Annotated in this window: 20 protein-coding genes; 5 read left to right on the forward strand and 15 right to left on the reverse strand. The window is 65.5% G+C overall.

The genetic code is table 11. The features are described from left to right. Nucleotides 1-129: 129 nt before the first annotated feature. Both atpA and LQG66_RS21625 read right to left on the reverse strand, forming a co-directional pair. Nucleotides 130-1,659: a F0F1 ATP synthase subunit alpha gene (atpA, locus tag LQG66_RS21620; protein WP_231317703.1), complete on the reverse strand. Its 1,530-nt coding sequence runs from the start codon at nucleotides 1,657-1,659 to the stop codon at nucleotides 130-132. After that, nucleotides 1,659-2,219 carry a F0F1 ATP synthase subunit delta gene (locus LQG66_RS21625; protein ID WP_231317704.1) on the reverse strand — a complete coding sequence of 187 codons (561 nt, stop codon included), beginning with the start codon at nucleotides 2,217-2,219 and terminating at the stop codon, nucleotides 1,659-1,661. Before LQG66_RS21625 ends, atpA begins: the two co-directional genes overlap by 1 nt. Nucleotides 2,220-2,874: 655 nt before the next feature. On the opposite strand from LQG66_RS21625, the gene LQG66_RS21630 reads away from it, so the two are divergent. Next, the gene (locus tag LQG66_RS21630; RefSeq protein WP_231317705.1) at nucleotides 2,875-3,417 is read left to right on the forward strand and encodes a septal ring lytic transglycosylase RlpA family protein; all 543 of its coding nucleotides are present in this window, start codon (nucleotides 2,875-2,877) and stop codon (nucleotides 3,415-3,417) included. 159 nt (nucleotides 3,418-3,576) lie between these two features. On the opposite strand, the gene LQG66_RS21635 is transcribed toward LQG66_RS21630, so the two are convergent. Further along, on the reverse strand, nucleotides 3,577-5,787 hold the full coding sequence (locus LQG66_RS21635) for a primosomal protein N' (protein ID WP_231317706.1): 2,211 nt from the start codon (nucleotides 5,785-5,787) through the stop codon (nucleotides 3,577-3,579). Between the two features lie 413 nt (nucleotides 5,788-6,200). On the opposite strand from LQG66_RS21635, the gene LQG66_RS21640 reads away from it, so the two are divergent. Both LQG66_RS21640 and LQG66_RS21645 read left to right on the forward strand, forming a co-directional pair. Further along, nucleotides 6,201-7,115 carry a tyrosine recombinase XerC gene (locus LQG66_RS21640; RefSeq protein WP_425601349.1) on the forward strand — a complete coding sequence of 305 codons (915 nt, stop codon included), beginning with the start codon at nucleotides 6,201-6,203 and terminating at the stop codon, nucleotides 7,113-7,115. 81 nt (nucleotides 7,116-7,196) lie between these two features. Next, the gene (locus tag LQG66_RS21645) at nucleotides 7,197-7,787 is read left to right on the forward strand and encodes a DUF4337 domain-containing protein (protein ID WP_231317707.1); all 591 of its coding nucleotides are present in this window, start codon (nucleotides 7,197-7,199) and stop codon (nucleotides 7,785-7,787) included. 61 nt (nucleotides 7,788-7,848) lie between these two features. Here LQG66_RS21645 and LQG66_RS21650 read toward each other — a convergent pair whose 3' ends face one another. From LQG66_RS21650 to LQG66_RS21705, 12 genes are all read right to left on the reverse strand, one after another. Beyond that, nucleotides 7,849-8,379 (reverse strand): hypothetical protein, encoded by a 531-nt coding sequence (locus tag LQG66_RS21650; protein ID WP_231317708.1) that lies wholly within the window; start codon nucleotides 8,377-8,379, stop codon nucleotides 7,849-7,851. Between the two features lie 125 nt (nucleotides 8,380-8,504). Continuing rightward, a complete protein-coding gene (lpdA, locus tag LQG66_RS21655) occupies nucleotides 8,505-9,908 on the reverse strand; it encodes a dihydrolipoyl dehydrogenase (RefSeq protein ID WP_231317709.1) in 1,404 nt (467 codons plus the stop codon). Nucleotides 9,909-9,950: 42 nt separating this feature from the next. After that, on the reverse strand, nucleotides 9,951-10,697 hold the full coding sequence (locus LQG66_RS21660) for an SDR family oxidoreductase (protein WP_231317710.1): 747 nt from the start codon (nucleotides 10,695-10,697) through the stop codon (nucleotides 9,951-9,953). A 64-nt stretch (nucleotides 10,698-10,761) separates the two neighbouring features. Continuing rightward, nucleotides 10,762-12,000: a 2-oxoglutarate dehydrogenase complex dihydrolipoyllysine-residue succinyltransferase gene (gene odhB, locus LQG66_RS21665; protein ID WP_231317711.1), complete on the reverse strand. Its 1,239-nt coding sequence runs from the start codon at nucleotides 11,998-12,000 to the stop codon at nucleotides 10,762-10,764. A gap of 134 nt (nucleotides 12,001-12,134) precedes the next feature. Beyond that, complete coding sequence (locus LQG66_RS21670; protein WP_231317712.1) at nucleotides 12,135-15,092, reverse strand: 2-oxoglutarate dehydrogenase E1 component; 2,958 nt, start codon at nucleotides 15,090-15,092, stop codon at nucleotides 12,135-12,137. A gap of 141 nt (nucleotides 15,093-15,233) precedes the next feature. Continuing rightward, nucleotides 15,234-16,118 carry a succinate--CoA ligase subunit alpha gene (gene sucD, locus LQG66_RS21675; RefSeq protein ID WP_231317713.1) on the reverse strand — a complete coding sequence of 295 codons (885 nt, stop codon included), beginning with the start codon at nucleotides 16,116-16,118 and terminating at the stop codon, nucleotides 15,234-15,236. Nucleotides 16,119-16,364: 246 nt separating this feature from the next. Continuing rightward, the gene (locus LQG66_RS21680) at nucleotides 16,365-16,841 is read right to left on the reverse strand and encodes a DUF1579 family protein (RefSeq protein ID WP_231317714.1); all 477 of its coding nucleotides are present in this window, start codon (nucleotides 16,839-16,841) and stop codon (nucleotides 16,365-16,367) included. Between the two features lie 6 nt (nucleotides 16,842-16,847). Beyond that, nucleotides 16,848-18,044 carry an ADP-forming succinate--CoA ligase subunit beta gene (gene sucC / locus LQG66_RS21685; protein WP_231317715.1) on the reverse strand — a complete coding sequence of 399 codons (1,197 nt, stop codon included), beginning with the start codon at nucleotides 18,042-18,044 and terminating at the stop codon, nucleotides 16,848-16,850. 127 nt (nucleotides 18,045-18,171) lie between these two features. Then, complete coding sequence (mdh, locus tag LQG66_RS21690) at nucleotides 18,172-19,140, reverse strand: malate dehydrogenase (RefSeq protein ID WP_231317716.1); 969 nt, start codon at nucleotides 19,138-19,140, stop codon at nucleotides 18,172-18,174. Between the two features lie 236 nt (nucleotides 19,141-19,376). Beyond that, entirely contained in the window at nucleotides 19,377-20,558 is a 1,182-nt protein-coding gene (gene zapE, locus LQG66_RS21695; RefSeq protein ID WP_231317717.1) for a cell division protein ZapE, read from the reverse strand. A gap of 195 nt (nucleotides 20,559-20,753) precedes the next feature. Next, the gene (gene thpR / locus LQG66_RS21700) at nucleotides 20,754-21,293 is read right to left on the reverse strand and encodes an RNA 2',3'-cyclic phosphodiesterase (RefSeq protein ID WP_231317718.1); all 540 of its coding nucleotides are present in this window, start codon (nucleotides 21,291-21,293) and stop codon (nucleotides 20,754-20,756) included. A 207-nt stretch (nucleotides 21,294-21,500) separates the two neighbouring features. Further along, nucleotides 21,501-22,133 carry an arylesterase gene (locus LQG66_RS21705; protein ID WP_231317719.1) on the reverse strand — a complete coding sequence of 211 codons (633 nt, stop codon included), beginning with the start codon at nucleotides 22,131-22,133 and terminating at the stop codon, nucleotides 21,501-21,503. Nucleotides 22,134-22,188: 55 nt separating this feature from the next. Here LQG66_RS21705 and LQG66_RS21710 point away from each other — a divergent pair, with 55 nt between their 5' ends. Continuing rightward, a complete protein-coding gene (locus tag LQG66_RS21710) occupies nucleotides 22,189-22,920 on the forward strand; it encodes an ABC transporter ATP-binding protein (protein WP_231317720.1) in 732 nt (243 codons plus the stop codon). After that, nucleotides 22,917-25,487 carry an ABC transporter permease gene (locus LQG66_RS21715; protein WP_231317721.1) on the forward strand — a complete coding sequence of 857 codons (2,571 nt, stop codon included), beginning with the start codon at nucleotides 22,917-22,919 and terminating at the stop codon, nucleotides 25,485-25,487. Before LQG66_RS21710 ends, LQG66_RS21715 begins: the two co-directional genes overlap by 4 nt. Nucleotides 25,488-25,538: the final 51 nt, after the last annotated feature.

The following is a 25,538-nucleotide window of genomic DNA, read 5'->3' on the forward strand; positions in this document are numbered from 1 at the left end:
CCAGCCACTTGGACTTGGCCGCTCAACCCTCAGATCGATCACGCCCGGCCGTTGCCGGGCATGACCTGTCCTCTTGTTCCACATCGGCGATGTGGATGGCCGGGACATCCCCGGCCGTGACCCTGCCAATCAGGCGAAGGTCTTCGCGAAGCCTTCGACCACCGCCTTCAGCTTGGCAGCGCTGTCGTCGGACAGATCCTTGCTGTCGCGGATCGCATTGAGCAGGTCGGCATTCTTGCCGCGCAGCAGCGACAGCAGACCGTCCTCGAAGGCGCGCACCTTGTTGAGCGGCAGCGGATCGAGATAGCCGTTGGTGCCGGCCCAGATCACGCAGACCTGCTCTTCCATCTTCAGCGGCGAGAATTGCGGCTGCTTCAGGAGCTCGGTCAGGCGCGAGCCGCGGTTGAGCAGGCGCTGGGTCGAGGCGTCAAGGTCGGATCCGAACTGTGCAAAGGCCGCCATTTCGCGGTACTGCGCGAGCTCGCCCTTGATCTTGCCGGCGACCTTCTTCATCGCCTTGGTCTGCGCCGAGGAGCCGACGCGCGACACCGACAGACCGACGTTCACGGCAGGGCGGATGCCCTGGAAGAACAGGTCGGTTTCCAGGAAGATCTGGCCGTCGGTGATCGAGATGACGTTGGTCGGAATGTAGGCCGACACGTCGTTGGCCTGGGTCTCGATGACCGGCAGCGCGGTCAGCGACCCGGAGCCATGGTCCTTGCTGAGCTTGGCAGCGCGCTCGAGCAGGCGCGAATGCAGGTAGAACACGTCGCCCGGATAGGCTTCGCGGCCCGGCGGGCGGCGCAGCAGCAGCGACATCTGGCGGTAGGCGACGGCCTGCTTGGACAGATCGTCATAGATGATCACGGCGTGCATGCCGTTGTCGCGGAAGTACTCGCCCATGGTGCAGCCGGTGAACGGCGCGAGATACTGCATCGGCGCCGGATCCGACGCGGTTGCGGCGACGACGATCGAGTATTCCAGCGCGCCCTGCTCTTCGAGCACCTTGACGAACTGGGCGACGGTCGAGCGCTTCTGGCCGATCGCGACGTAGACGCAATACAGCTTGATGCTCTCGTCCGTCTGCGCGTTCAGCGGCTTCTGGTTCAGGATCGTGTCGAGCGCGATCGCGGTCTTGCCGGTCTGGCGGTCGCCGATGATCAGCTCGCGCTGGCCGCGGCCGACCGGGATCAGGGCGTCGATCGCCTTGAGGCCCGTGGCCATCGGCTCGTTGACCGACTTGCGCGGAATGATGCCCGGGGCCTTGACGTCGACGCGCTTGCGCTCGGTCGCCTGGATCGGACCCTTGCCGTCGATGGGATTGCCGAGCGCGTCGACGACGCGACCGAGCAGGCCCTTGCCGACCGGCGCGTCGACGATGGCGCGGGTGCGCTTGACGGTCTGGCCTTCCTTGATCTCGCGGTCGGCACCGAAGATGACGACGCCGACATTGTCGGTCTCGAGGTTCAGCGCCATGCCGCGGGTGCCGTTCTCGAACTCGACCATCTCGCCGGCCTGGACGTTGTCGAGACCGTAGACGCGGGCGATACCGTCACCGACGGACAGCACCTGTCCGACTTCGGAAACCTCGGCTTCCTGCCCGAAATTCTTGATCTGGTCCTTGAGGATCGCGGAAATTTCCGCGGCGCGGATGTCCATCAGCCTGCCTCTTTCATCGCGTGCTTGATCGAGTTGAGTTTGGTGCGAAGCGAACTATCGACCATGCGGCTGCCGAGCTTGACGACGAGCCCGCCGATGATCGCTGGATCGACTTTCACGTTGAGAGCGACGTCCTTGCCGGTCACCGTCTTCAGTGAGGCCTTCAAGGCGTCGAGATTCTTGTCGGAGAGCGGCTCGGCGACGGTGACGTCGGCCGTGGCCTCACCCTTGAACTTGGCGACCAGCGCGTTGAAGGCGCGGATCACGTCAGCCACCGTGAACAGCCGGCGGTTCGCGGTCAGCACCCGCAGGACGTTGGCGGCAATGCCGGCGATGCCCGCTTTGTCGAGCACCGCATTCAGCGCCTTCAGCTGCACATCCGCGCCGAACACCGGGCTGCGAACGAGGCGCCTGAGGTCAGCGCTTTCATCGAGAAGGGCCTTGAACTTGTCGAGATCGGCCTTGACCGCATCGACGGACTTTTCGTCACGGGCCAGTTCAAACAGGGCCGTCGCGTAACGACCGGACACACCGGATACGGAGGGATCTTCAGCAGCCACAGACGCGCTCTTTTTATAAGTGCCCAATCCACAAGAGGGGAACCGGCGCGCCGCTGCGGCGCAGACCAGTTAAGCCCTTGGAATTCAAGCAGGACTTTGATTTTCGATCGCCGCGGGAGCAGCTTGATCACGAAAAGCGGCGCTTTGCTAACATAGCGTAAGCGCAGCCGCAACAAGCGGTGGCCCGCTATTCGGCACCTTATTGCCGCGCCGCAGCCGGCCCGCCTCCGAGGGGAAAGCTGCCCCGGCGCGCCGGCCTCGAGAACTCACCGGACCAAGGTACCGCCCACGACGCGCCGGTTCCAACTGTTGCTGCATGGCCGCCATGCCCGATAGGCCTTGACTCCCGTTTCAGCCCCCCATCCGGCCTTCGCGAAGCCGAACAGGCATTACTTGTCGACTTCTTCGCAAGCTCAACGAGAACTCAACTCAACAGTATTTGAAAGTATTTATTCATTAATGAAGCGTTAAAGCCAAAGATTACGGAATTTTCCGTGACTAGTGGAACCAGTCCCAAGATATTTCGGCCCAAACGGAACAATTTCTACTGCCCCATTCACGCCTCATTGCCCAACCAAACGGCGCCCGCCTCAACACGTGACGGGGGTCCACTGACCGCAGAACGCGGCAATACTGTTTCGAGGGACTGATCTAGATGCTGAAAATAAAGAACCTCTCGGCTGGCAAGATCGCCGGCTCGCGTACCGCGCTCGCTGTTGCCGTCACGCTGATCGTCGGCGGCACCGCGACCGAAGCCTCGGCCCGATCCAGGCATCACCATCATCAACGCCACCATCATCACATGGCGCGACAGGCCTCCGAGCCCGCATCCGACTCGTTCTCGAACGGCTGGTCGTCGAATGGCTCGTCCTGGATGAATTCAAACGCCGCGATCACCCCTTCGTCGGGCACCGGCCGCAGCTTCTCGGGCATGGCCTCGTACTATGGCAACGAATCCGGCAGCCGCACCGCGTCCGGTCAGCGCATGAACGCCAGCGCGATGACTTGCGCCCACCGCTCGCTGCCGTTCGGCACCAAGCTGCGCGTCACCCATGGCGGCCAGAGCGTCATCGTCACCGTCAACGACCGCGGTCCGTTCATCCGTGGCCGGGTGCTCGACCTCTCGACCGGTGCCGCCCGCGCCATCGGCCTGACCCGCGCCGGCGTCGGCCGCGTCACCGCCGAGGTTGTTTCTTAAGCGCGACGACGCTCCGCGCGTCATTGCGAGCCAACGGGTCCGCGCGAATGTGCGGCCCGATGACAGGCTCCGCGAAGCAATCCAGAAGCTGCCGCAGGGGCAGTCTGGATTGCTTCGTCGCTTCGCTCCTCGCAATGACGGGGAGAGAGCGTGCCGGCGCTACAGGAAGCTCTGAGGATCGACGTCGACCTCGAGCTTGAGATTGCCCTTGGGCTTCTCGGCATGCGCCAGCCAATGGCGCAGATAATCCGACAGGTCGAAATTGCGCGCCGTTTTCAGCAGCAGCCGGAAGCGGTAGCGGCCCTTGATGACGGCGAGCGGCGCCTCGGCCGGTCCGAGCAGCAACACCCCTTCCTCACGCGGCGCTGACGCCACCAGGCGGCGTGCGAAGCCTTCCGCGGTCGGCCGGTCTCCCGCCGAGATGATCAGGCTCGCGAGCCGCCCGAATGGCGGATAGCCCGTGCGCTCGCGGACGTCGATCTCGCTGGTGTAGAAGGCCTCGCGGTCGCAGGCGATCAGCGCCTTCATGACGGGATGCTCTGGCTGGTGGGTCTGCAGATAACCGCGGCCGCGGCCCTGCTCACGGCCGGCGCGGCCGATCACCTGGTTCAGCAGCTGCCAGGTGCGCTCGGCGGCGCGCGGATCGCCATTGCCGAGGCCGAGATCGGCATCGACCACGCCGACGAGATTGAGCCGCGGGAAGTTATGGCCCTTGGCGACGAGCTGGGTGCCGATGATGAGGTCGACGCGGCCCTCCGCGATCTCGGTGAGTTCGGCGCGCATGGCCTCGATCGAGGTGATCAGGTCGCTCGACAGCACCATGCTGCGGGCCTCCGGAAACAGCGCTGCGGCCTCCTCCTGCAGGCGCTCCACGCCGGGCCCGACCGCAACCAGCGACTCCTCGGCGGCACAGTGCGGACAGGTCGGCGGGCGCGACATCGAGAACCCGCAATGGTGGCAGACCAGCCGCTGGCGGAAACGATGATCGACCAGCCAAGCGTCGCAGATGGTGCAGGCGAAGCGATGGCCGCAGGCGCGGCAAAGGGTCAGCGGCGCATAGCCGCGGCGGTTCAGGAACAGCAGCGCCTGCTCGCCGCGCTCGATCGCGGTGCGGATCTCGCCCGCCAGCCGCGGCGAGACGTAGCGTCCGCGCGGCGGCGGCTCGCGCCGGAGATCGATGGCCTCGATATGCGGCATGTGCTGGCCGCCGAAGCGCGACGGCAGCGCCACGCGCTGGTAGCGGCCCTTGCGGGCATTGACCTCGGTCTCCACCGAGGGCGTGGCCGACGCCAGCACCACCGGGATCTTGGCGATGTGGCCGCGCACCACGGCCATGTCGCGGGCATGATAGTGCGCGCCCTCGTCCTGTTTGTAGGCCTGATCGTGCTCCTCATCGACGATGATGAGCCCGAGATCGGCGTAGGGCAGAAACAGCGCCGAGCGGGCGCCGACCACGACCGGCGCTTCGCCCGCCGCGATCGCCGCCCAGTTGCGCTGGCGGTTACGGGGGGTCAGCTCGGAATGCCATTCCAACGGCCGGACGCCGAAGCGGCGGGCGAAGCGCTCGAGGAACTGGCCCGTCAGCGCGATCTCCGGCATCAGGATCAGCGACTGGCGCCCGCGACGGACCGTCTCGGCCACCGCCTCGAAATAGACCTCGGTCTTGCCGGAGCCGGTGACGCCGTCGAGCAGCGCCACTTGAAAAGTGCCGTTCGCCGCCAGCGTCCGCATCGCCTCAACGCCGGCCTGCTGGGCGTCGAAGAACTCCGGCCGAGCGAAGTCGGGATCGGGCGAAGGCGGCGCCAGCGCCCTTGGCATCGCCTCCACCGTCAAGGTGCCCTCGTCGACGAGCCCGTCGATCACGCCGGTGGAGACGCCGACCTCGCGCGCGAGGTCGGACTTGCCGTGCAGCAGGCCGTCGGACACGGCCTCGATGACGCGGCGACGCGCGGGCGTCAGCCGCTTCGGCGCCTCGCCGACCAGCCTCACACCGAGGCGGAGGCGCTCCGGCCCGAGATGCTCGCCCATGCGCAGGGACATCCGCAACACCATGCCGCGCGGCGACAGCGTATAGTTGGCGACCCAGTCGATCAGGGAGCGCAGCTCGGGCTTGAGCGGCGGCACATCGAGCTTCTCGCTGACGTCCTTGAGCCGGTTGTGCAGGCGTGGATCGGGATTGGCGTTGTCGGCCCAGACCACGGCCAGCACCTCGCGCGGCCCGAGCGGCACGCCGACGACATCGCCCGGCTTCAACTCCATGCCCCGCGGCACGCGGTAGGAATAGGTATGGTCGAGCGCGACTGGAACCAGCACGTCGACCACGCGGGTCGATGCGGCAGCGCCGGGAAAGAGGTCGGTCGCGCGGTCCATGAGAGCGGAGGTAGCCTTGATCCGGCTGAAGCGAAAGCCGCCCGGCAAAGTTAGCGAACGGTAAACGAAGGAGGTGCGATATATGGGATCATCATGAGATGAGGTCGAGTATTTTCGGCACCCGCGGCGCACCCTCTCCCCCTGTGGGAGAGGGTGGCGAGAATGAGCGAAGCGAAATTCGCGCCGGGTGAGGGGTCTGTCTCCGCGGATGCAGACCCCTCACCCGGCTTCGATGCTACGCATCTCAGCCACCCTCTCCCACAAGGGGAGAGGGTGCACCGAGCATGTCGCCAAACTTCGATCGACATCATCAGTACGATGAATCGTCAGGTGCGCGCGACATGATGGCAACGACGGCAAAAGCGACTGACAACGTTTCCGCCGCCCTCGACCTCATCGGCGCCGATGACGGCATGATGCGCGCGATGGTGCAGTGGCTGGCGCATCTGCGCAGCGAACGGCGGCTGTCGCCGAAGACCGTTGAGGCCTATGCGCGCGACCTCCGGCAGTGCCTGCAATTCCTCTGCACCCATTGGGGCGCGCAGGTCACGCTGGCGCGGTTTGCCGCGCTCGAAGCCACAGACATCCGCGCCTTCATGGCGATGCGCCGCGCCGACGACATCGCCGGCCGGTCCTTGATGCGGACGCTTGCGGGCTTGCGCTCGTTCGGCCGCTTCCTCGAGCGCGAGGGCAAGGGCAAGGTCGGGGCGTTGTCGGCGATCCGGGCGCCGAAGATCGCCAAGAGCCTGCCGAAACCGCTGCCGATGGACGCCGCCAAGCGTCTCGCCGACGTCGACGAGCGCGCCGGCGAGGCCCGCGAGACCTGGGTGCTGGCCCGCGACGCCGCCGTCATGGCCCTGCTGTACGGCTCGGGCCTGCGCATTTCGGAAGCGCTCGGCTTGAAACGGCGCGAGGTGCCGCGTCCGGGCGAGGGCGACGTGCTGGTCGTGACCGGCAAGGGCAACAAGACCCGCATGGTGCCGGTGCTGCAGAACGTGCTGCAGCTGATCGACGACTATGCCAGGCTCTGCCCCTATCTGCTGCCGGTCGAAGGGCCGATGTTCGTCGGCGCCAAGGGCGGCCCCCTAAGCCCGCGCATCATCCAGCTGGCGATGGAGCGGCTGCGCGGGGCGCTGGGGCTACCCGACAGCGCCACGCCGCACGCGCTGCGCCATTCGTTCGCGACGCACCTGCTGTCGCGCGGCGGCGATCTGCGCGCTATCCAGGAGCTGCTCGGCCACGCCTCGCTGTCGACGACGCAGATCTATACCGGCATCGACGCGGAGCGGCTGCTGCAGGTCTACGCGTCAGCGCATCCGCGGCGGTGACATCTTTCGTTCATATCGTTTCGCTTGCGCGCACCGCGCTGTTCCGGCAATCGTCGCCCCCATGGATCCGGAGGGGAACAAATGAGCGCACATGAGAGCATGGAGCATGCGGAGCACGCCGAGCACGCCTCGGGCGAGAACAGGAAGATCGCGCTGCTGATCTCGGTGATCGCACTGTGCCTGGCGTTGTCGGAGACTCTCGGCAAGGGCGCGCAGACCGAGTCGATCAGCAAGAACGTCGAGGCGTCCAATCTCTGGGCCTTCTTCCAGGCCAAGACGATCCGCCGTACCGTGGTGCAGACGACGGCGGAACAGGGCAAGCTCAATCTCGCTGCGATGCCTGATGAGGCCACCAAGGCGGCGCTGCAGAAGCAGATCGACGATTGGCAGAAGACTGCCGGGCGCTACCGCTCCGAGCCGGAAACCGGCGAGGGCAGCGAGCAGCTCGCCGAACGCGCCAAGCACGCCGAGGAAGAGCGCGACCTCGCGACCGCCAAGTATCATCACTACGAGCTGGCGTCGGCCGCTTTCCAGATCGCGATCGTGCTGGCCTCGGCGACGATCATCACCGGTATGCTGGTGCTGGCCTGGGTATCGGGCGGGCTGGCCCTGGTCGGGATCGCAATGACCGTGCTCGGCCTGGTCGAGCCCCACCTGCTGCACCTGCACTGATCGGCTCACATCAGGCGGCGGATATCCGCCGCCCCTACCCCGCAGATGCAGAGGATGTTGATCAGCGCGCCTGCTGCACGCTCCTGCGGAAGCGAAGGATCAGGCGGAGGACACGCGCCGACCAGCCGTCGGCGCTGCCGCCAATGATTTCGTTGATGCGCTGCTTGATCGGTTCGACCAGGGCTGCGGCTTTCAGACGCAGCGCAAGCACGGCGCCATAGACGCGCGCGAACCACGGCATCTGCAACAGCTTCGGCCGCGTCACGTCGAAGATGAAGGCCGTGACGCCGACGCCGAGAAACTTGCCGAACACGATCGTGGCGATAGCGCTGGTCCAATGATGGTGCATCAGCAACCACATCCCGACCAGCTTCAGCGGAAACAGCAGCACCACCGGGACGATGAACACAATGAGCGTCATGGCCGGCGACAGCGTGTCGATGCGCGCGGCCAGCCACTGCTTCGAGGCGCGCAACGGGATCGCCGCGACGATGCGCGCCACGATCGGTTCGAGATGGTCCCACAGCCAAGCTTCGATCAGGAAGATGATCGCGAGCAGGACCCAGAACGGCTGAAGCAGGCGGCGCAGCATGGGACTCCATCTCGGCCCGGCCTCGGGCGTGAGGCCGCCATGACGATAGGACCTCGCGCCTTGCCGTTTGGTTCAGCGTCACCAGCCGGCGTTTCGCGCCAGCCGATCACGCCTCCGGGCGTCGATCACATATGGATGGCGCGCTTGGCCACCGCAAGCGCGGCTTCCTTGACGGCCTCCGACCGCGTCGGATGCGCGTGGCAGGTACGTGCCAGATCCTCGGCAGAGCCACCGAACTCCATCAATACGGCGGCTTCGTGAATCATTTCGCCGGCCTCGCGACCGATGATGTGAGCGCCGAGCACGCGATCCGTCTTCGCATCTGCGAGGATCTTCACAAAACCGTCAGTGGTCTGATTGACCTTCGAGCGACCATTGGCGGTAAACGGAAACTTACCGACGGTGTAGGCTGTGCCGGCCTGCTTCAGCTCGTCCTCGGTCTTGCCGACGGTAGCCACTTCAGGCGTCGTGTAGACCACGCCCGGGATGACGTCGTAGTTCACGTGCCCGGCCTGGCCCGCGAGAATTTCCGCGACGGCCACACCTTCGTCCTCGGCCTTGTGCGCGAGCATGGGACCTGCGACGACGTCGCCAATCGCGTAGACGCCCGGCACGCTGGTCGCGAAATGATGATCGATCTGGACGCGGCCGCGGTTGTCGAGGACGACGCCCGCCTCCTGCAGGCCGAGCCCGTCGGTGTAGGGCACGCGGCCGATCGCAACCAGCACGACATCGGCTTCGATCGTCTCCGCCGCACCGCCGGCCGCGGGCTCGATGGTCGCGGCGAGCTTCGCGCCCGACGTGTTGACCGCGCTGACCTTGGCGCCGAGCTTGAACGCAAAACCCTGCTTCTCGAGGATGCGCTGGAACTGCTTGGCGATCTCGCTGTCCATGCCGGGCAGGATGCGATCGAGGAATTCGACCACGGTGACCTTGGCGCCGAGACGACGCCACACCGAACCGAGCTCCAGCCCGATCACGCCGGCGCCGACCACGAGCAGGCTCGAAGGCACCTTGTCGAGCGACAGCGCGCCGGTCGACGACACGATGCGCGTCTCGTCGATCTCGATGCCCTTGAGCCGCGCGATGTCCGAGCCGGTGGCGATGACGATGTTCTTGGTCTCGACGGTCTGGCTGGTGCCGTCAGCGCCAGTGACCTGCAGCTTGCCGGTGCCCAGGATCTTGCCCTTGCCCACGAGCACGTCGATCTTGTTCTTCTTCATCAGGAACTCGACGCCCTTGACGTTGCCGTCGATGCCCTGCTGCTTGAAGTTCATCATCGCCGGCAGATCGAGCTCAGGCTGCGACACCTTGACGCCCATCTTGGCGAAGGAGTGCCCGGCCTCCTCGAACAGTTCGGACGCGTGCAGCAGCGCCTTCGAGGGCATGCAGCCGACGTTGAGACAGGTGCCGCCGAGGGTGGCGTTCTTCTCGACCACGGCGACCTTCATGCCGAGTTGTGCCGCGCGGATGGCGCAGACATAGCCTCCAGGTCCGGTGCCGATGACGACGAGATCGTAAGATGCCATGATCGAATGTTCCGTGAGATTGCAGTCTGAGGAAAGCGACGGTCAGCGTCCGCCCGACACGTCGAGAATGGCCGAAGTCACGTAGGAGGCCTCGTCCGACAGCAGCCAGACGATGGCATTGGCGATTTCCTCTGCGGAGCCGACGCGCTTCATCGGCACCATATGGGCCAGACGGTGCGCACGGTCGGGCTCGCCGCCGGAGGCATGGATCTCGGTATCGATCAGGCCCGGGCGAATGGCCGCGACGCGAATGCCTTCGCTCGCGACCTCATGGGCGAGACCCACCGTGAAGGAGTCGATGGCACCCTTCGAGGCGGCGTAGTCGACGTAAGTGTTGGGCGAGCCGAGCTTGGCGGCGACCGACGACAGATTGATGATGACGCCGCCCTGGCCGCCGTGGCGGGTGGACATCCGCTTCACGGCCTCGCGCGCGCACAGGATGCTGCCGGTGACGTTGACCGCCATCATGCGCTGGATGCGTTCGGCGCTCATCTCGTCGACCCGTGACGTGGGCCCGACGATGCCGGCATTGTTGATCAGCGCGCCCAGCGTGCCGAGCTTGTCGGCTGCCTTGAACAGAGCCAGGATGTCATGCTCGTGGCCGACATCGCATTTGACCGCGATGGCCTTGCCGTTCTTAGCCTCGATGGCGGCCACGGTGCTCTGCGCCGCCGCTTCGTTGCTGGCGTAGCCGACCACGATCTTGAAGCCGCGCGATGCGGCGGCAATCGCGGTGGCGCGGCCGATGCCGCGGCTGCCGCCGGTGATCACTGCAACTCGATCGGTCATGATGGCCCCCTTAGCGTCGAGGCGCGCTTTCGGCGCGCCTCGAAGATCAAGATTCCGGTCCGGCTCAGAGATCCAGCACCAGCCGCGCCGGATCTTCCAGGCTCTCCTTGACGCGCACCAGGAAGGTCACCGCCTCCTTGCCGTCAATGACACGATGGTCGTAGGACAGCGCCAGATACATCATCGGGCGCACCTCGATCTTGCCGCCGATCACGACCGGGCGCTCCTGGATCTTGTGCATGCCGAGAATGCCGGACTGCGGCGCGTTCAGGATCGGCGTCGACATCAGCGAGCCGTAGATGCCGCCATTGGTGATCGTGAAGGTGCCGCCCTGCATCTCGTCGATCTTGAGCTGGCCGTCACGGGCGCGGCGGCCGAAATCGGCAATGCCCTTCTCGATGTCGGCGATCGACTTGTGGTCGCAGTCGCGCACGACCGGCACGACCAGGCCCTTGTCGGTGCCGACGGCGACGCCGATGTGATAGTAGTTCTTGTAGATCAGGTCCGAACCGTCGATCTCGGCGTTGACGGCCGGGATGTCCTTGAGCCCCTGCACGACGGCCTTGGTGAAGAAGCCCATGAAGCCGAGCTTGGAGCCGTGCTTCTTCTCGAACACGTCCTTGTACTGGCTGCGCAGCGCCATCACGTTGGTCATGTCGACCTCGTTGAAGGTCGTCAGCATGGCGGCCGTGTTCTGCACGTCCTTGAGCCGCCGCGCGATGGTCTGGCGCAGCCGGGTCATCTTCACGCGCTCCTCGCGCGCGGCATCGTCGGCCGGCGAGGGGCTGCGCACCTGCACCGAGGCGGCGGGCTGATTGACCGGGGTCGGCGCGGCCGCGGCGCGCTCGATCGCGGCCAGCATGTCGCCCTTGGTGACGCGGCCATCCTTGCCCGAGCCCGGAACGGTGGTGGCGTCGACACCGCTCTCCGCGGAGAGCTTGCGCACCGACGGCGCCTGCGGCGTATCGGCGGGCAGCGCCTTGGCCGGCGCAGCGGCGGCGGCGGGCGGCGCGGCCGAAGCGACGGGCTTCGCCGCGGCCGGCGCGGGCGCGGGCTTGGCCGCCACGGCACCATCATTGATCTGGCCGAGCAGCGCACCGACGGCGACGGTCTCGCCGTCCTTGGCGACGATCTCGCCCAGCGTGCCGGCCGACGGCGCCGGCACCTCGATCGTCACCTTGTCGGTCTCGAGCTCGACGAGCGGCTCGTCCACCGCCACCGCGTCGCCGGCCTTCTTGAACCAGCGGCCGATGGTGGCTTCGGTAACGGATTCACCAAGCGTCGGAACGCGAATTTCAGTCATGGTCTTTATCCTCAATAACCCGTGCGGTCATAAAGCCCGCCCGCCATCGCCTTGCAGCGAGCAGGCGATGCGGTACGGACGATCAACGCGATGTACTTGCGCCCCGCATGTCGCGGGGCGCGTCTAAGGCAGGTTCAGTTCAGAGCTTCGTCGAGCAGCGCCTTCAACTGGGCGAGATGCTTCGACATCAGGCCCGTGGCGGTGGCCGCCGACGCCGCGCGGCCGGCATAGCGCGGACGCTTGCTCTTGCCGCCGGTCTGGTTCAGCACCCACTCGATATAGGGCTCGATGAAGTGCCAGGCACCCATGTTGCGCGGCTCTTCCTGACACCACACCACTTCGGCGTCCTTGAACCGACTGAGCTCGGCGACCAGCGCCTTGAGCGGCACCGGATAGAGCTGCTCGACGCGCATCAGATAGACGTCGTTGAGCCCGCGCTTCTCGCGCTCGTCGTAGAGGTCGTAATAGACCTTGCCGGAGCACAGCACGATGCGGCGGATCTTGTCGTCGGGAACGAGCTTGGTCTTGTCGTCCGCCTGCATCTGGGCGTCATCGTACAGGATGCGGTGGAAGGTCGTGTCCTTGGCGAGCTCGTCGAGCCGCGACACCGCGCGCTTGTGACGCAGCAGCGACTTCGGCGTCATCAGGATCAGCGGCTTGCGGATCTCGCGGTGCAGCTGGCGGCGCAGCACGTGGAAGTAGTTCGCCGGGGTGGTCGGATAGACCACCTGCATGTTGTCCTCGGCGCACATCTGCAGATAGCGCTCGAGGCGCGCGGAGGAGTGCTCCGGCCCCTGGCCTTCATAGCCGTGCGGCAGCAGGCAGACGAGGCCGGACATGCGCAGCCACTTGCGCTCGCCCGACGAGATGAACTGGTCGAACAGCACCTGCGCGCCGTTGGCGAAGTCGCCGAACTGCGCCTCCCACAGCGTCAGCGCGGTGGGCTCGGCGAGCGAGTAGCCATATTCGAAGCCGAGCACCGCCTCTTCCGACAGCAGCGAGTTGATGACCTCGAAGTGGCCCTGCTCCGGCGTCAGATGGTTGAACGGGGTGTAGCGGCTCTCGTCCTCCTGGTCGATCAAGACCGAGTGACGCTGCGAGAAGGTGCCGCGCTCGCTGTCCTGGCCGGAGAGACGGATCTTGTGGCCTTCCAAAAGCAGCGTGCAGAATGCCAACGCCTCGCCGGTCGCCCAGTCGAGCCCGACGCCGCTGTCGATCGCCTTGGCGCGGTTCTCGAGGAAGCGCAGGATCGTACGGTGCGGGCGGAAGCCGTCCGGCACCTTGGTGATCTTGCGGCCGATATCCTTGAGCCGGTCGATCTCGACGCCGGTCACACCGCGGCGCGCTTCCTCTTCCTGGTCAGCCGACTTGAAGCCCGCCCACTTGCCGTCGAGCCAGTCGGCCTTGTTCGGGCGATAGCTGGTGCCGGCCTCGAACTCGGCATCGAGACGCGCGCGCCAGTCGGCCTTGGCCTTCTCGACCTCGCCCTCGGTCATCACGCCTTCGGTGACCAGGCGCTTGGAGTAGATCTCCAGCGTCGTCGCATGTGCACCGATCTTCTTGTACATCACCGGCTGGGTGAACGCCGGCTCGTCACCTTCGTTGTGGCCATGCCTGCGATAGCAGAACATGTCGATGACGACCGGCTTATGGAACTTCTGCCGGAACTCGGTCGCGACCTTGGCCGCGAACACCACCGCCTCGGGATCGTCGCCGTTGACGTGGAAGATCGGCGCATCGATCATCTTGGCGACGTCGGACGGATAGGGCGACGAGCGCGAATAGCGCGGATAGGTCGTGAAGCCGATCTGGTTGTTGACGATGAAATGGATCGAGCCGCCGGTCCGGTAGCCCTTCAGATCGGACAGCGCAAAGCACTCCGCGACGACGCCCTGGCCGGCGAAGGCCGCGTCACCATGCATCAGGAGCGGCAGCACCGAGATGCGCATGTCCGGCGGATCACCATGCTGGTCCTGCTTGGCGCGGACCTTGCCGAGCACGACGGGGTCGACGATCTCCAGATGCGACGGGTTGGCGGTCAGCGACAGGTGGATGCGGTTGCCGTCGAACTCGCGATCCGAGGAGGCGCCGAGGTGATACTTGACGTCGCCCGAGCCTTCGACCGCGTCGGGGTTGGCAGAGCCGCCCTTGAATTCGTGGAACAGGGCGCGGTGCGGCTTGCCCATGACCTGGGTCAGGACATTGAGGCGGCCGCGATGCGGCATGCCGAGCACGACCTCCTTCACGCCGAGATTGCCGCCGCGCTTGATGATCTGCTCCAGCGCCGGGATCAGTGCCTCGCCGCCGTCGAGACCGAACCGCTTGGTGCCGGTGAACTTGACGTCGCAGAACTTCTCGAAGCCTTCGGATTCGATCAGCTTCTGCAGAATCGCGCGGCGGCCTTCGCGGGTGAACGAGATCTCCTTGTCCGGTCCCTCGATGCGCTCCTGGATCCAGGCCTTCTGCGCCGCATTCGTGATGTGCATGAACTCGACGCCGAGCGTCTGGCAGTAGGTGCGCTCGCAGATCGCGACGATTTCGCGCAAGGACCCGTATTCGAGGCCGAGCACGTGATCGAGGAAGATCTTGCGGTCGAAATCGGCCTCGGTGAAGCCGTAGGAACGCGGGTCGAGCTCCTCGCGGTTGCGCGGCGCCTCGATGCCGAGCGGATCGAGCTTGGCGTGGAAATGGCCACGCATGCGGTAGGCGCGGATCAGCATCAACGCGCGCACGGAGTCACGGGTGGCCTGGTTGATGTCGGCCGCGGACAATTCGACGCCCTTGGTCTGCGCCTTGGCCGCAATCTTCTCGCCGACCTTCTTCTCGACCACGGCCCAGTTGCCGTCGAGCGCGGAGGTCAGCTCGTCGCGCGGCGACACCGGCCAGTTGCTGCGCTCCCAGGACGGGCCCGACGCGTTCTTCTGGACATCCGCCGGCGCATCCTTCAGGCTCTTGAAGAACTCCTGCCAGTCGGCATCGACCGAGCTCGGGTCCTTCTCGAAGCGGGCGTAGATTTCGTCGATGTAGGTGGCGTTGGCGCCCTGCAGGAAAGATGACAGGGCGAAGGCAGCGTTCGCATCTTGGCGAGACATGATGGCGTCCTGGTAATTTTCGCTGCGCCAATTCAAAAACGGCGCAATGCCTGACCCGCGGGAAAAGCGGATCAGGCTCGGGTTAGGACCGTTTACCTTATTTATTGTAAATATTCGCGCCGAAAAGCACTAAGGCCTGAATCAGGATTTCAACTTTTCGACAAGCGTCTTCCCGAGCCGCGCCGGCGACGGAGAGACTGTAATACCAGCAGCTTCCATGGCCGCCGTCTTCGAACCGGCGTCGCCCTTGCCGCCCGAAATGATCGCGCCGGCATGGCCCATGCGGCGGCCGGGAGGTGCCGTGACGCCGGCGATGAATCCCACCATCGGTTTCTTGCGGCCGCGCTTGGCTTCGTCTTTGATGAACTGCGCCGCGTCCTCCTCGGCCGAGCCACCGATCTCGCCGATCATGATGATCGAGGTCGTCTTCGGATCGGCCAGGAACATCTCCAGCATCTCGATGAACTCGGTGCCCTTGACCGGGTCGCCGCCGATGCCGACCGCGGTGGTCTGGCCGAGGCCTTCCGACGTGGTCTGGAACACCGCCTCATAGGTCAGCGTGCCAGAGCGCGACACGATGCCGACCGAGCCGGGCTTGAAGATGTTGGCCGGCATGATGCCGATCTTGCACTCGCCGGCGGTCATCACGCCGGGGCAGTTCGGCCCGATCAGGCGGGACTTGGACCCCTGCAGCGAGCGCTTGACCCTGACCATGTCGAGCACCGGAATACCCTCGGTGATGCAGACGATCAGCGGGATCTCGGCGTCGATGGCCTCACAGATCGCGTCCGCGGCGCCCGGCGGCGGGACGTAGATCACCGAGGCGTCGGCGCCGGTGGCCTCGCGGGCCTCCTTGACGGTATCGAACACCGGCAGGCCGAGATGGGTGGAGCCGCCCTTTCCGGGCGAGGTGCCGCCGACCATCTTGGTGCCATAGGCGACCGCCGCCTCGGAATGGAAGGTGCCGTTCTTGCCGGTGAAGCCCTGGCAGATGACCTTGGTGTTCTTGTCGATCAGGATGGACATGCGTGGTGCCTACTTTTCAGTTGGATCTTTGTGTCTTGGGAAATTGAGCCGTCTTGTCATTGGTCACGCGAACGAATCCAGCCGATCAGTCGACGCATGAGAGGACCTCGGACGAACAAGAACCAGATTGCCATGAGTGCGACGAAAGGCCCCCAGTTGCCCAGGACTGTCCAATACTCATCCATGTCCAATGCGCCCCATCAGGATTCATTGATCTGAAGTTCACCTCCGACGCCCCCGCCGGCATCAGCCGCTACGCCGGTAGACGCCGTCCATCACGTCGGACCAGCCCTCGGCGTCCGGCGAGAACTGGATCTTCAGCGTATAGGTGGCGTCGTCAACGACCTCGTAGATGTGCCGCGCGTTGCCGCGCAGCGAGCCGCGCACCAGAACCAGGGCGTTGCCGCTCCAATTGCCGGAAGCAGGCGACTGCGCGAAGTAACCGAGCGAATCGTGCCAGAACAACTTGTAGAGCCGATCCTCGCGGTCATAGGTGAAGACCGCGTGGGTGGCGAAGCTCTCCTTGCCGTCCCGGGTCTGCCGGGTGTCCTGGATCAGGTAGAAGCCGTTCAGGTCGATGCGCGCCGAAACGTGCGCGGTCGCCTTCCCGCCTTCAGCCCAACGCGACGCATGGACCGTCTCCTCGCCGCGCCATTCGCCGGCGAACACCGCAAGCCTGCGGTGCTCCTCGGTCGGCGTCGGCGCGGAGAGACGGTCCCGCATCGGACATCAGCCTCCCTTGACGGCCTTGACGATCTTCTGCGCAGCATCGTCGAGATTGTCGGCCGGCAGCACGTTCAGACCGGACTCGCTGATGATCTTCTTGCCCAACTCGACATTGGTGCCTTCGAGGCGAACCACCAGCGGCACCTTCAGGCCGACTTCCTTGACGGCTGCGACTACGCCCTCGGCGATGACATCGCACTTCATGATGCCGCCGAAGATGTTGATCAGGATACCCTTCACGTTGGGGTCGGCGGTGATGATCTTGAAGGCCGCGGTCACCTTCTCCTTGTTGGCGCCGCCGCCGACGTCGAGAAAGTTCGCGGGCTCCATGCCGTAGAGCTTGATGATGTCCATCGTCGCCATGGCAAGACCGGCGCCGTTGACCATGCAGCCGATGGTGCCGTCGAGCGTGACATAGTTGAGGTCGTATTTGGAGGCCTCGATCTCCTTGGCGTCCTCCTCGGTCTCGTCACGCAGCGCGACGACCTCGGGATGCTTGAACAGCGCGTTGGAGTCGAATGACACCTTGGCGTCGAGCACGCGGAGCTGGCCCTGCTTGGTCACGACCAGCGGGTTGATCTCCAGCATCGCCATGTCCTTGCCGACAAAGGCATTGTAGAGCTGAGCGGACAGCTTCTCGGCCTGCTTGGCCAGATCGCCCGACAGCTTCAGCGCCTTGGCGACGGCACGGCCGTGATGCGGCATGATGCCGGTGGCCGGGTCGACCGAGAAGGTGACGATCTTCTCGGGGCTGTCATGGGCGACGTCCTCGATGTTGACGCCGCCTTCGGTCGACACCACGAAGGCGACCTTCGAGGTCTCGCGGTCGACCAGCAGCGACAGATAGAACTCCTTGTCGATGTCGGAGCCATCCTCGATGTAAAGGCGGTTGACCTGCTTGCCGTCGGGACCGGTCTGCACGGTCACCAGCGTGGCGCCCAGCATCTGCTTGGCGAACTCGTTGACCTCGGCGATCGACTTGGCGAGCCGCACGCCGCCCTTGTCACCGGCGGAGGCCTCCTTGAACTTGCCCTTGCCGCGACCGCCAGCGTGGATCTGGCTCTTCACGACCCAGACCGGCCCTCCGAGCGTCTTTGCAGCAGCGTCCGCGTCCTCCGGACGGAGTACCGGCACGCCCTTGGAAATCGGCACGCCGAACTCGTGCAGCAGCGCCTTGGCCTGATATTCGTGAATATTCATAAGAGCTTGCTCCCCGACCCCCGATGGGGTGACTGCCGGAATTCCCAATTCAGGACGCCTGGTATACCATATACCAAACATCCTGCAACTCGACCTCGGCGGGCTTGCGGCCCGCTCATCCCTGCGCTCAGCGACCGAGCAGATCTGGCGCGATCTTCTTGCAGGCGTCGACCAGACCCTGCACGGCAGCAACCGACTTGTCGAAAGCCTCGCGGTCCTTGCCGGTGAGCTCGATCTCGACCACACGCTCGACCCCCTTGGAGCCGATCACGACGGGCACGCCGACATACATGTCCTTTACGCCGAACTCGCCGTTGAGATAGGCCGCGCAGGGCAGCACGCGCTTCTTGTCGCGCAGGTAGCTCTCGGCCATCGCAATCGCCGAGGCGGCGGGGGCGTAATAGGCCGAGCCGGTCTTGAGCAGGTTGACGATCTCGGCGCCGCCGTTGCGGGTGCGATCGACGATCTCGTCGATCCGGGCCTGCGAGGTCCAACCCATCTTGACGAGGTCGGGCAGCGGAATGCCGGCGACCGTGGAGTACTTGGTCAGCGGCACCATGGTGTCGCCATGGCCGCCGAGCACGAAGGCGGTGACGTCCTCGACGGAGACGTTGAATTCGTCGGCGAGGAAGTAGCGGAAGCGCGAGGAGTCGAGCACCCCGGCCATGCCGACCACCTTCTTGGCGGGAAGGTTCGAGGCCTTCTGCAGCGCCCACACCATCGCGTCGAGCGGGTTGGTGATGCAGATGACGAAGGCGTCGGGCGCATACTTCTTGATGCCGGCACCGACCTGCTCCATCACCTTCAGGTTGATCGACAGCAGATCATCCCGGCTCATGCCGGGCTTGCGCGGCACGCCCGCGGTGACGATGCAGACCTTGGCGTTGTCGAGCGCTTCGTAGGAGTTGGCGCCGGTGTAGTGGGCGTCGAAGCCATCGACCGGCGAGGACTGGGCGATGTCGAGCGCCTTGCCCTGCGGCACACCTTCGGCAATGTCGAACATGACGACGTCGCCGAGCTCCTTCAGGCCGATGAGGTGAGCCAGCGTTCCGCCGATCTGACCGGAGCCAATCAAAGCAATCTTGTCGCGCGCCATGGCAAATTTTCCTTTGAACCCGATCCGGGTGAGGGAGGTTGAAAAGTCGATTGGGTGGTTATCCCTTTCGCCCGGGCCGTTCAAGTCACGCTATGGCCAATTGACGGGCCTGCCTTGATTTCGATCAGTGCCGGGCGACGGATACTCGTGGTCCTTTCAGCATGACGGACGTGGCCTTTTCGCGGCCGTGTGCCCATCGGCGGGCTCGGCCGGACACGCTGGCGGACCCGTCTTCGTCAGGTTTCGACCAACCCCGTAGAAGTCCCTGATGCAGCCGAGTCCTTCCGGCCATGCGGCAGGGCGAGATAGGATTCGGAGCCCATCTCGATCAGGCGCGAGGTGGTCCGCTTGAACTCCATGGCCTCGACGCCCTCGGCTGCGACGTAGAGCGAGATCGGATCGGCTTCGGCCGAGGCGATCAGCTTGACCGCGTTATCGTACAGCGTATCGATCAGGGTAATGAAGCGCTTGGCGGCGTTGCGTTCCGCGTAGTCCATCACCGGCACGTGGTCGATCAGGATGGTGTGGTAGTCGTGCGCCAGCCGCAGATAGTCCGAAGCCGCGAGCGGCTTGTCGCAGAGATCGGCAAACCCGAAGCGCGCCACGCCGTCGGCCGAGCACGGCACGTGCAGGACCCGCCCCTTGATCGTGATGTCGCGCGGCCTGCATCTGGCGTTGCCGGTCAGCTTGACCCAGGCCTTGTCGAGGGCGGTGCGCGCATCGACGTCCGCCGGCACCAGCCACATCCTGACGCCGGCGAGCTTCTCCAGCCGGAAATCCGTGCGTGCGTCCAGCCGCACCACGTCCATGTGGTCGGCGATCTGCTTGATGAAGGGCAGGAACAGCGCGCGGTTGAGCCCGCCTTTGTAGAGATCCTCCGGCGCCACGTTGGATGTCGCGACGACGACCGTGCCGAGCTCGAACAGCTTGGCGAACAGGCGCCCCAGGATCATCGCATCGGCGATGTCGGTGACGTGGAATTCGTCGAAACAGAGCAGCCAGGCCTGGTCGAAGATCGCCTGCGCGGTGAGCCCGATCACGTCGGCATCGGCAAGCTCGCCGCGTGCGATGTTCTGGCGGTAGCCGTAGATGCGCTCGTGCACCTCGGCCATGAATTCGTGGAAATGCGCGCGCCGCTTGTGCTCGACCGGACAGGTCTGAAAGAACAGGTCCATCAGCATGGTCTTGCCGCGCCCGACCTCGCCGTGAACGTAGAGGCCGTGCGGCGGCTCGCTCTTGTCGGCAAACAGGCGGCCGAACAGGCCCTGCTTGCGTGCAGGCCTGTAGGTGGAAAGCCCTCGCTCCAACGCCGCCAGGGCGTCGGCGACCTCGGCCTGGGCTGGGTCGGCCTCGATGGCACCGGAATCGACGAGAGACTGATATTGCGCGCGGAACGCGTCGGAGGGAGTGGACAGCATGAGCCCACTCTAGGCCACGAGACTTACAGAAAATGCAATCCGCAAATGGTGGAAGCCGCCATGCAGCCGGGCCGTGATGTCTTGGTATATGGCACGCAAACGCCGCCAGGCTCGTTAGCCCCGGGCTAACGACGTTGGGGTGGCTCACAGCTTGGCCTCAGAGGAACGCTGCCGTGAAAGATCCCACTGCAGCCCTCATTCTGGGCAGAGGTCGTAGGCGTCCTCGACCACATAGGGGCCACCGCCGGTTGAGGCGCGCGCCGAGAACAGCACGAAGCGCTCGGCCACGAACACCCGGCTCGGAAAGTAGCCACGGACCGACAGATAGTCGGCAACGTCCTGGCTCGATGCATCGTGCAGCCGGGCCAACGTGACATGCGGCACGAACTTGCGTCCCTCGGGATCGAGGCCGATCCGCTGCATCAGCCGCTCCAGCTCGGCCTGCAGCTCGATCAGCGGTCGGCTCGGCGCAATGTTGGCCACCACGGCGCGCGGCTTGCGGCCGCCGAAGCTCGACAGCCCCTGCACCGTCACCTCGAACGGCTTGCGATTCACCCGCCACAGCATCGATGCGATCTCGTTGGCCGAGGCGCCGTCGATGTCACCGATGAAGCGCAACGTGACGTGGTAGTTTTCGGGATCGATCCAGCGGGCGCCGGGGAGGCCACCCCGCAAACCGGAAAGCGTGTGGCCGACCTCGGCCGGAATTTCCAGTCCAGTAAACAGACGCGGCATCGTTTCGGGACTCCCGATGCAGGAGGCTGATCCCGAAAATTGACGAGATCATGCCTTGACGAGAAATGATCGACGACGAATCGCCGATGCATAATTCCTACCGAATTTATATGACTCCGCGACGGATGGTGCGTTAACGCCGGTAAATCCTGCGGAAAACCCGGTCTTTAAGGTTATCGCAATCCGTCGGCGGACGGCCTCGTTCCCTCATTGCCCACGAAGCGGACGCAGGAATGCTTCCGCCGTAGGCAACAGCCTGGACACGATGATGTCGACGCCGGCTGCCGTCGGATGAATGCCGTCAGCCTGGTTCAGCTTGGCGTCGGCGGCGACGCCGTCGAGGAAGAACGGATAGAGCGACACGCCGAATTCCTTGGCGAGATCCGGGTATATCGCATTGAATTTCGCCGCGTAGTCGCTGCCGTAGTTCGGCGGCGCCAGCATGCCGCAGAGCATGACGGCGATGCCCCGCGCCTTCAGCCTGGTCACGATCTCCGTTAAAGCCTTGCGCGTCACGGCGGGGTCGACGCCACGCAGGGCGTCGTTGGCGCCGAGCTCGACGATGACCGCTTCGGTCCCGTCCGCCACCGACCAGTCGAGCCGGTCGCGGCCGCCGGACGCGGTGTCACCGGACACGCCGGCATTGGTCATGGCGACATCCACGCCACTGTCCCTCAGAGCTTTTTGCAGCTTTGCGGGAAACGCGTCCGAGGCGGACAAACCGAGCCCAGCGCTCAGGGAATCGCCGAGAACGACGAGCTTGATCGGCTTTGATGCGTCCGCGCCCGCGAAGGCCGGCTCGACTGTCATCAAGGCGAGCATCAACACGAGTATGTGCACGAAGATATGTCCGCGCCTCTCGACCCGGCTTGCGGAGTTGCCATATGACCGAGCCATGGACAGTCTCATCGAAACCTCGCATTTGGCCGGCCTCGCGCCGGACACCATTACCATCTCGAACGTCAACCTCTCGCTCGGCACCGGCGCGGCGCGGGTTCATATCCTCAAGGACATCAGCCTGCGGGTGGGACAGGGCGAGACGATCGGCCTGATCGGCCCCTCGGGATCGGGGAAGTCCACGCTGCTGATGGTGATGGCGGGGTTGGAACGTCCTGACAGCGGTGAGGTGGTGGTCAACGGGACGGCTTTCAATGCCCTGGACGAGGACGGATTGGCCCGGTTCCGCGGCCGCCAGGTCGGCATCGTCTTCCAGTCCTTCCACCTCATCCCGACTATGACCGCGCTGGAAAACGTCGCGGTACCGCTGGAGCTCGCCGGTCACGCCGATGCCGCCGAGCGCGCCGCCCGCGAGCTGACCTCGGTCGGGCTGGGCCACCGCCTGAACCATTATCCGACCCAGCTGTCCGGCGGCGAGCAGCAGCGCGTGGCGCTGGCGCGCGCCCTGGCGCCGGACCCCGCCATCCTGGTGGCGGATGAGCCGACCGGCAATCTCGACGAGACCACCGGCCGGCAGATCATTGACCTACTGTTCACCAAGCACGCCGAGCGCGGCATGACGCTGGTTCTGGTGACCCATGACAGCGGCCTTGCGCACCGTTGCGATCGCGTGGTGCGGCTTCGTTCGGGCCGGATCGACGGCGACGCTCACGAGCACGCCGAGGCATGAGCACCGTGTCGGCACCGATCGCAGGCGGCCGGATGGCCGCGCTGCCCGTGCGTTACGCCTTGCGCGAGCTGCGCGGTGGCCTGCGTGGCTTCTACGTTTTCATCGCCTGCATCGCGCTGGGGGTCCTGGCGATCGCCGGCGTCGGCTCGGTCGCGGCGAGCCTCAATGATGGTCTGGTCCGCGAAGGACGCACGCTGCTGGGTGGCGACATCGCCTTCTCGCTGTTTCAGCGCGAGGCCAAGCCGGACGAGATCGAATTCCTGCGCTCGCGCGGGCAGGTGTCGCTGGCAGCGACCTTGCGGGCCATGGTGCGCTCCAGCGACGCCAAGCTCGCCCTGGTCGAGCTCAAGGCGGTCGACGGCGCCTATCCGCTGCTCGGCGAGGCCGAGCTCCAGCCCGACCTGCCGCTCGCGGATGTCCTGGCCGAGCGCGACGGCGCATTCGGCGCCGCCGCCGATCCGGCGCTGCTGGCACGGCTCGACCTGAAGATCGGCGACACCGTCACGATCGACACGACCCGCTTCCAGATTCGCACCGCCGTCCAGGCCGAGCCGGACAAATTGTCCGGCGGCATCGGGCTGGGGCCGCGTTTCCTGATCAGCGAAGCCGGCCTGCGTGCAACCCCGCTTTTGCAGCCGGGCAGCCTGGTGCGCTGGACCTACCGGATCCGCCTGCCTGACAATGCCGTGGACGATCACGCTGCCGCGTCCTTCATCGCCGACACCCGCTTGGCGCTGCCGTCGGCCGGATGGGAGATCCGCAGCCGTAGCAATGCCTCGCCGCAACTGGAGCGGACCATCGGGCGTTTCACCCAGTTCCTGACCCTGGTCGGCCTTGCAGCACTTCTGGTCGGCGGCGTCGGCGTCGCCAACGCCGTGAAGAGCCATATCGACCGCCGTACCGATGTCATCGCGGCGTTCAAGGCGCTCGGCGCGACCAGCCGCGACGTCTTCGGCATCTACCTCGTTCAGGTGGTCGTTCTCGCGACCATCGGTTCGATCATCGGACTGTGTGCCGGCGCCGCCCTCCCGTTCGCGATCGTCGGATTGTTCGGCAAGATCCTGCCGCTGCCGGTCGTACCGGCCCTGCACCCTGACGAACTCGCGCTGTCATTTGTCTATGGCCTGCTCACCGCACTCGCCTTCGGCCTGTGGCCGCTCGGCCGCGTTCATGACGTTCCGGTGGCCGCGCTGTTCCGCGAAGCCGTGATCGCCGAATGGCACCGGCCGCGCTGGAGCTATCTTGCCCTGATCGCGGCCGTGGTCGCACTGCTGATCGCAGTCGTGATCGGCCTGTCCTATGACAAGCGCATTGCGGCGGTGTTCGTCATGGCGTCTGCACTCGTCTTCGTTCTGCTGCGCGGTATTGCCGCGCTGGTGATGGCAACCGCACGCAGGCTGCCGCGCAGCCGTTTCCCGATGTTGCGGCTGGCGGTCAGCAACATCTACCGTCCGGGCGCGCTGACACCATCGGTGGTGCTGTCGCTCGGACTTGGGCTGGCCGTGCTCGTGACGATCACCCAGATCGACGGCAATCTGCGCCGGCAGTTCCTGGCGCAGCTACCGGAGCAGGCGCCCTCCTTCTTCTTCATCGACGTGCCCTCCGGCGAGGCCGACCGCTTCCGCGGCTTCCTCAAGGACCTCGCGCCGCAGTCGGCGGTGGAGGACGTGCCGATGCTGCGCGGCCGCATCGTGTCCGCCCGCGGTGTGCCCGCCGAGGACCTCAAGGCGACGCATGACACCGAATGGGTGCTGCAGAGCGACCGCGGTCTGACCTATACCGGCGAGGTTCCCAAAGGGTCCAAGGTCGTCGAGGGCGAATGGTGGAGCGAGGGCTACAGCGGGCCGCCTCTGATCTCGATCGAGAAGAGGATCGCGGACGGGCTCGGCCTCAAGCTCGGCGACGAGATGGTCGTCAACGTGCTCGGACGCGACATCACGGCGCGGATCGGCAACATGCGCAGCATCGACTGGCAGGGGCTCGGCATCAATTTCGTGCTCGTGTTCTCCCCCAACGCCTTCCGGGGTGCGCCGCACACCCATGTGGCGACCCTGACCGAGGGCCGCTCCGATACGGCAGAGGACGCCCGCATCATCCGCAAGGTCGCCGACGCCTTTCCGATGGTCACCAGCGTGCGAGTCCGCGAGGTCATGGAGACGGTCGGCGCGGTCGTCTCCAACCTCGCGCTCGCGATCCGCGGCGCCAGCGCCGTAACCCTCGTTTCAGCCATTCTCGTGCTGGGCGGTGCGCTGGCGGCCGGACACCGCCACCGGGTCTACGACGCCGTGATCCTGAAGACCCTGGGCGCGACCCGGTTGCGGCTGCTGGGCGCCTATGCCCTCGAATATCTCATGATCGGCTTCGCCACCGCCGCATTTGGCGTCATTGCCGGCTCGGTCGCAGCCTGGCTGATCGTGACGCGCCTCATGACCCTGAGCTTCACCTGGCAGGGCGGCAGCGCCGCGCTGGTGGTCCTGGCGGCGCTGGTCGTGACCGTCGGCCTCGGCCTTGTCGGCACCCTGCTCGCGCTCAACCAGAAGCCCGCGACGGTGCTCCGGAATCTCTGAAAGCCCGGGAATCTCTGACGGCTTGCGCGATCATGCCGCACGGTTAACGCG

The organism is Bradyrhizobium ontarionense (assembly GCF_021088345.1).
Taxonomy (GTDB): domain Bacteria; phylum Pseudomonadota; class Alphaproteobacteria; order Rhizobiales; family Xanthobacteraceae; genus Bradyrhizobium; species Bradyrhizobium ontarionense.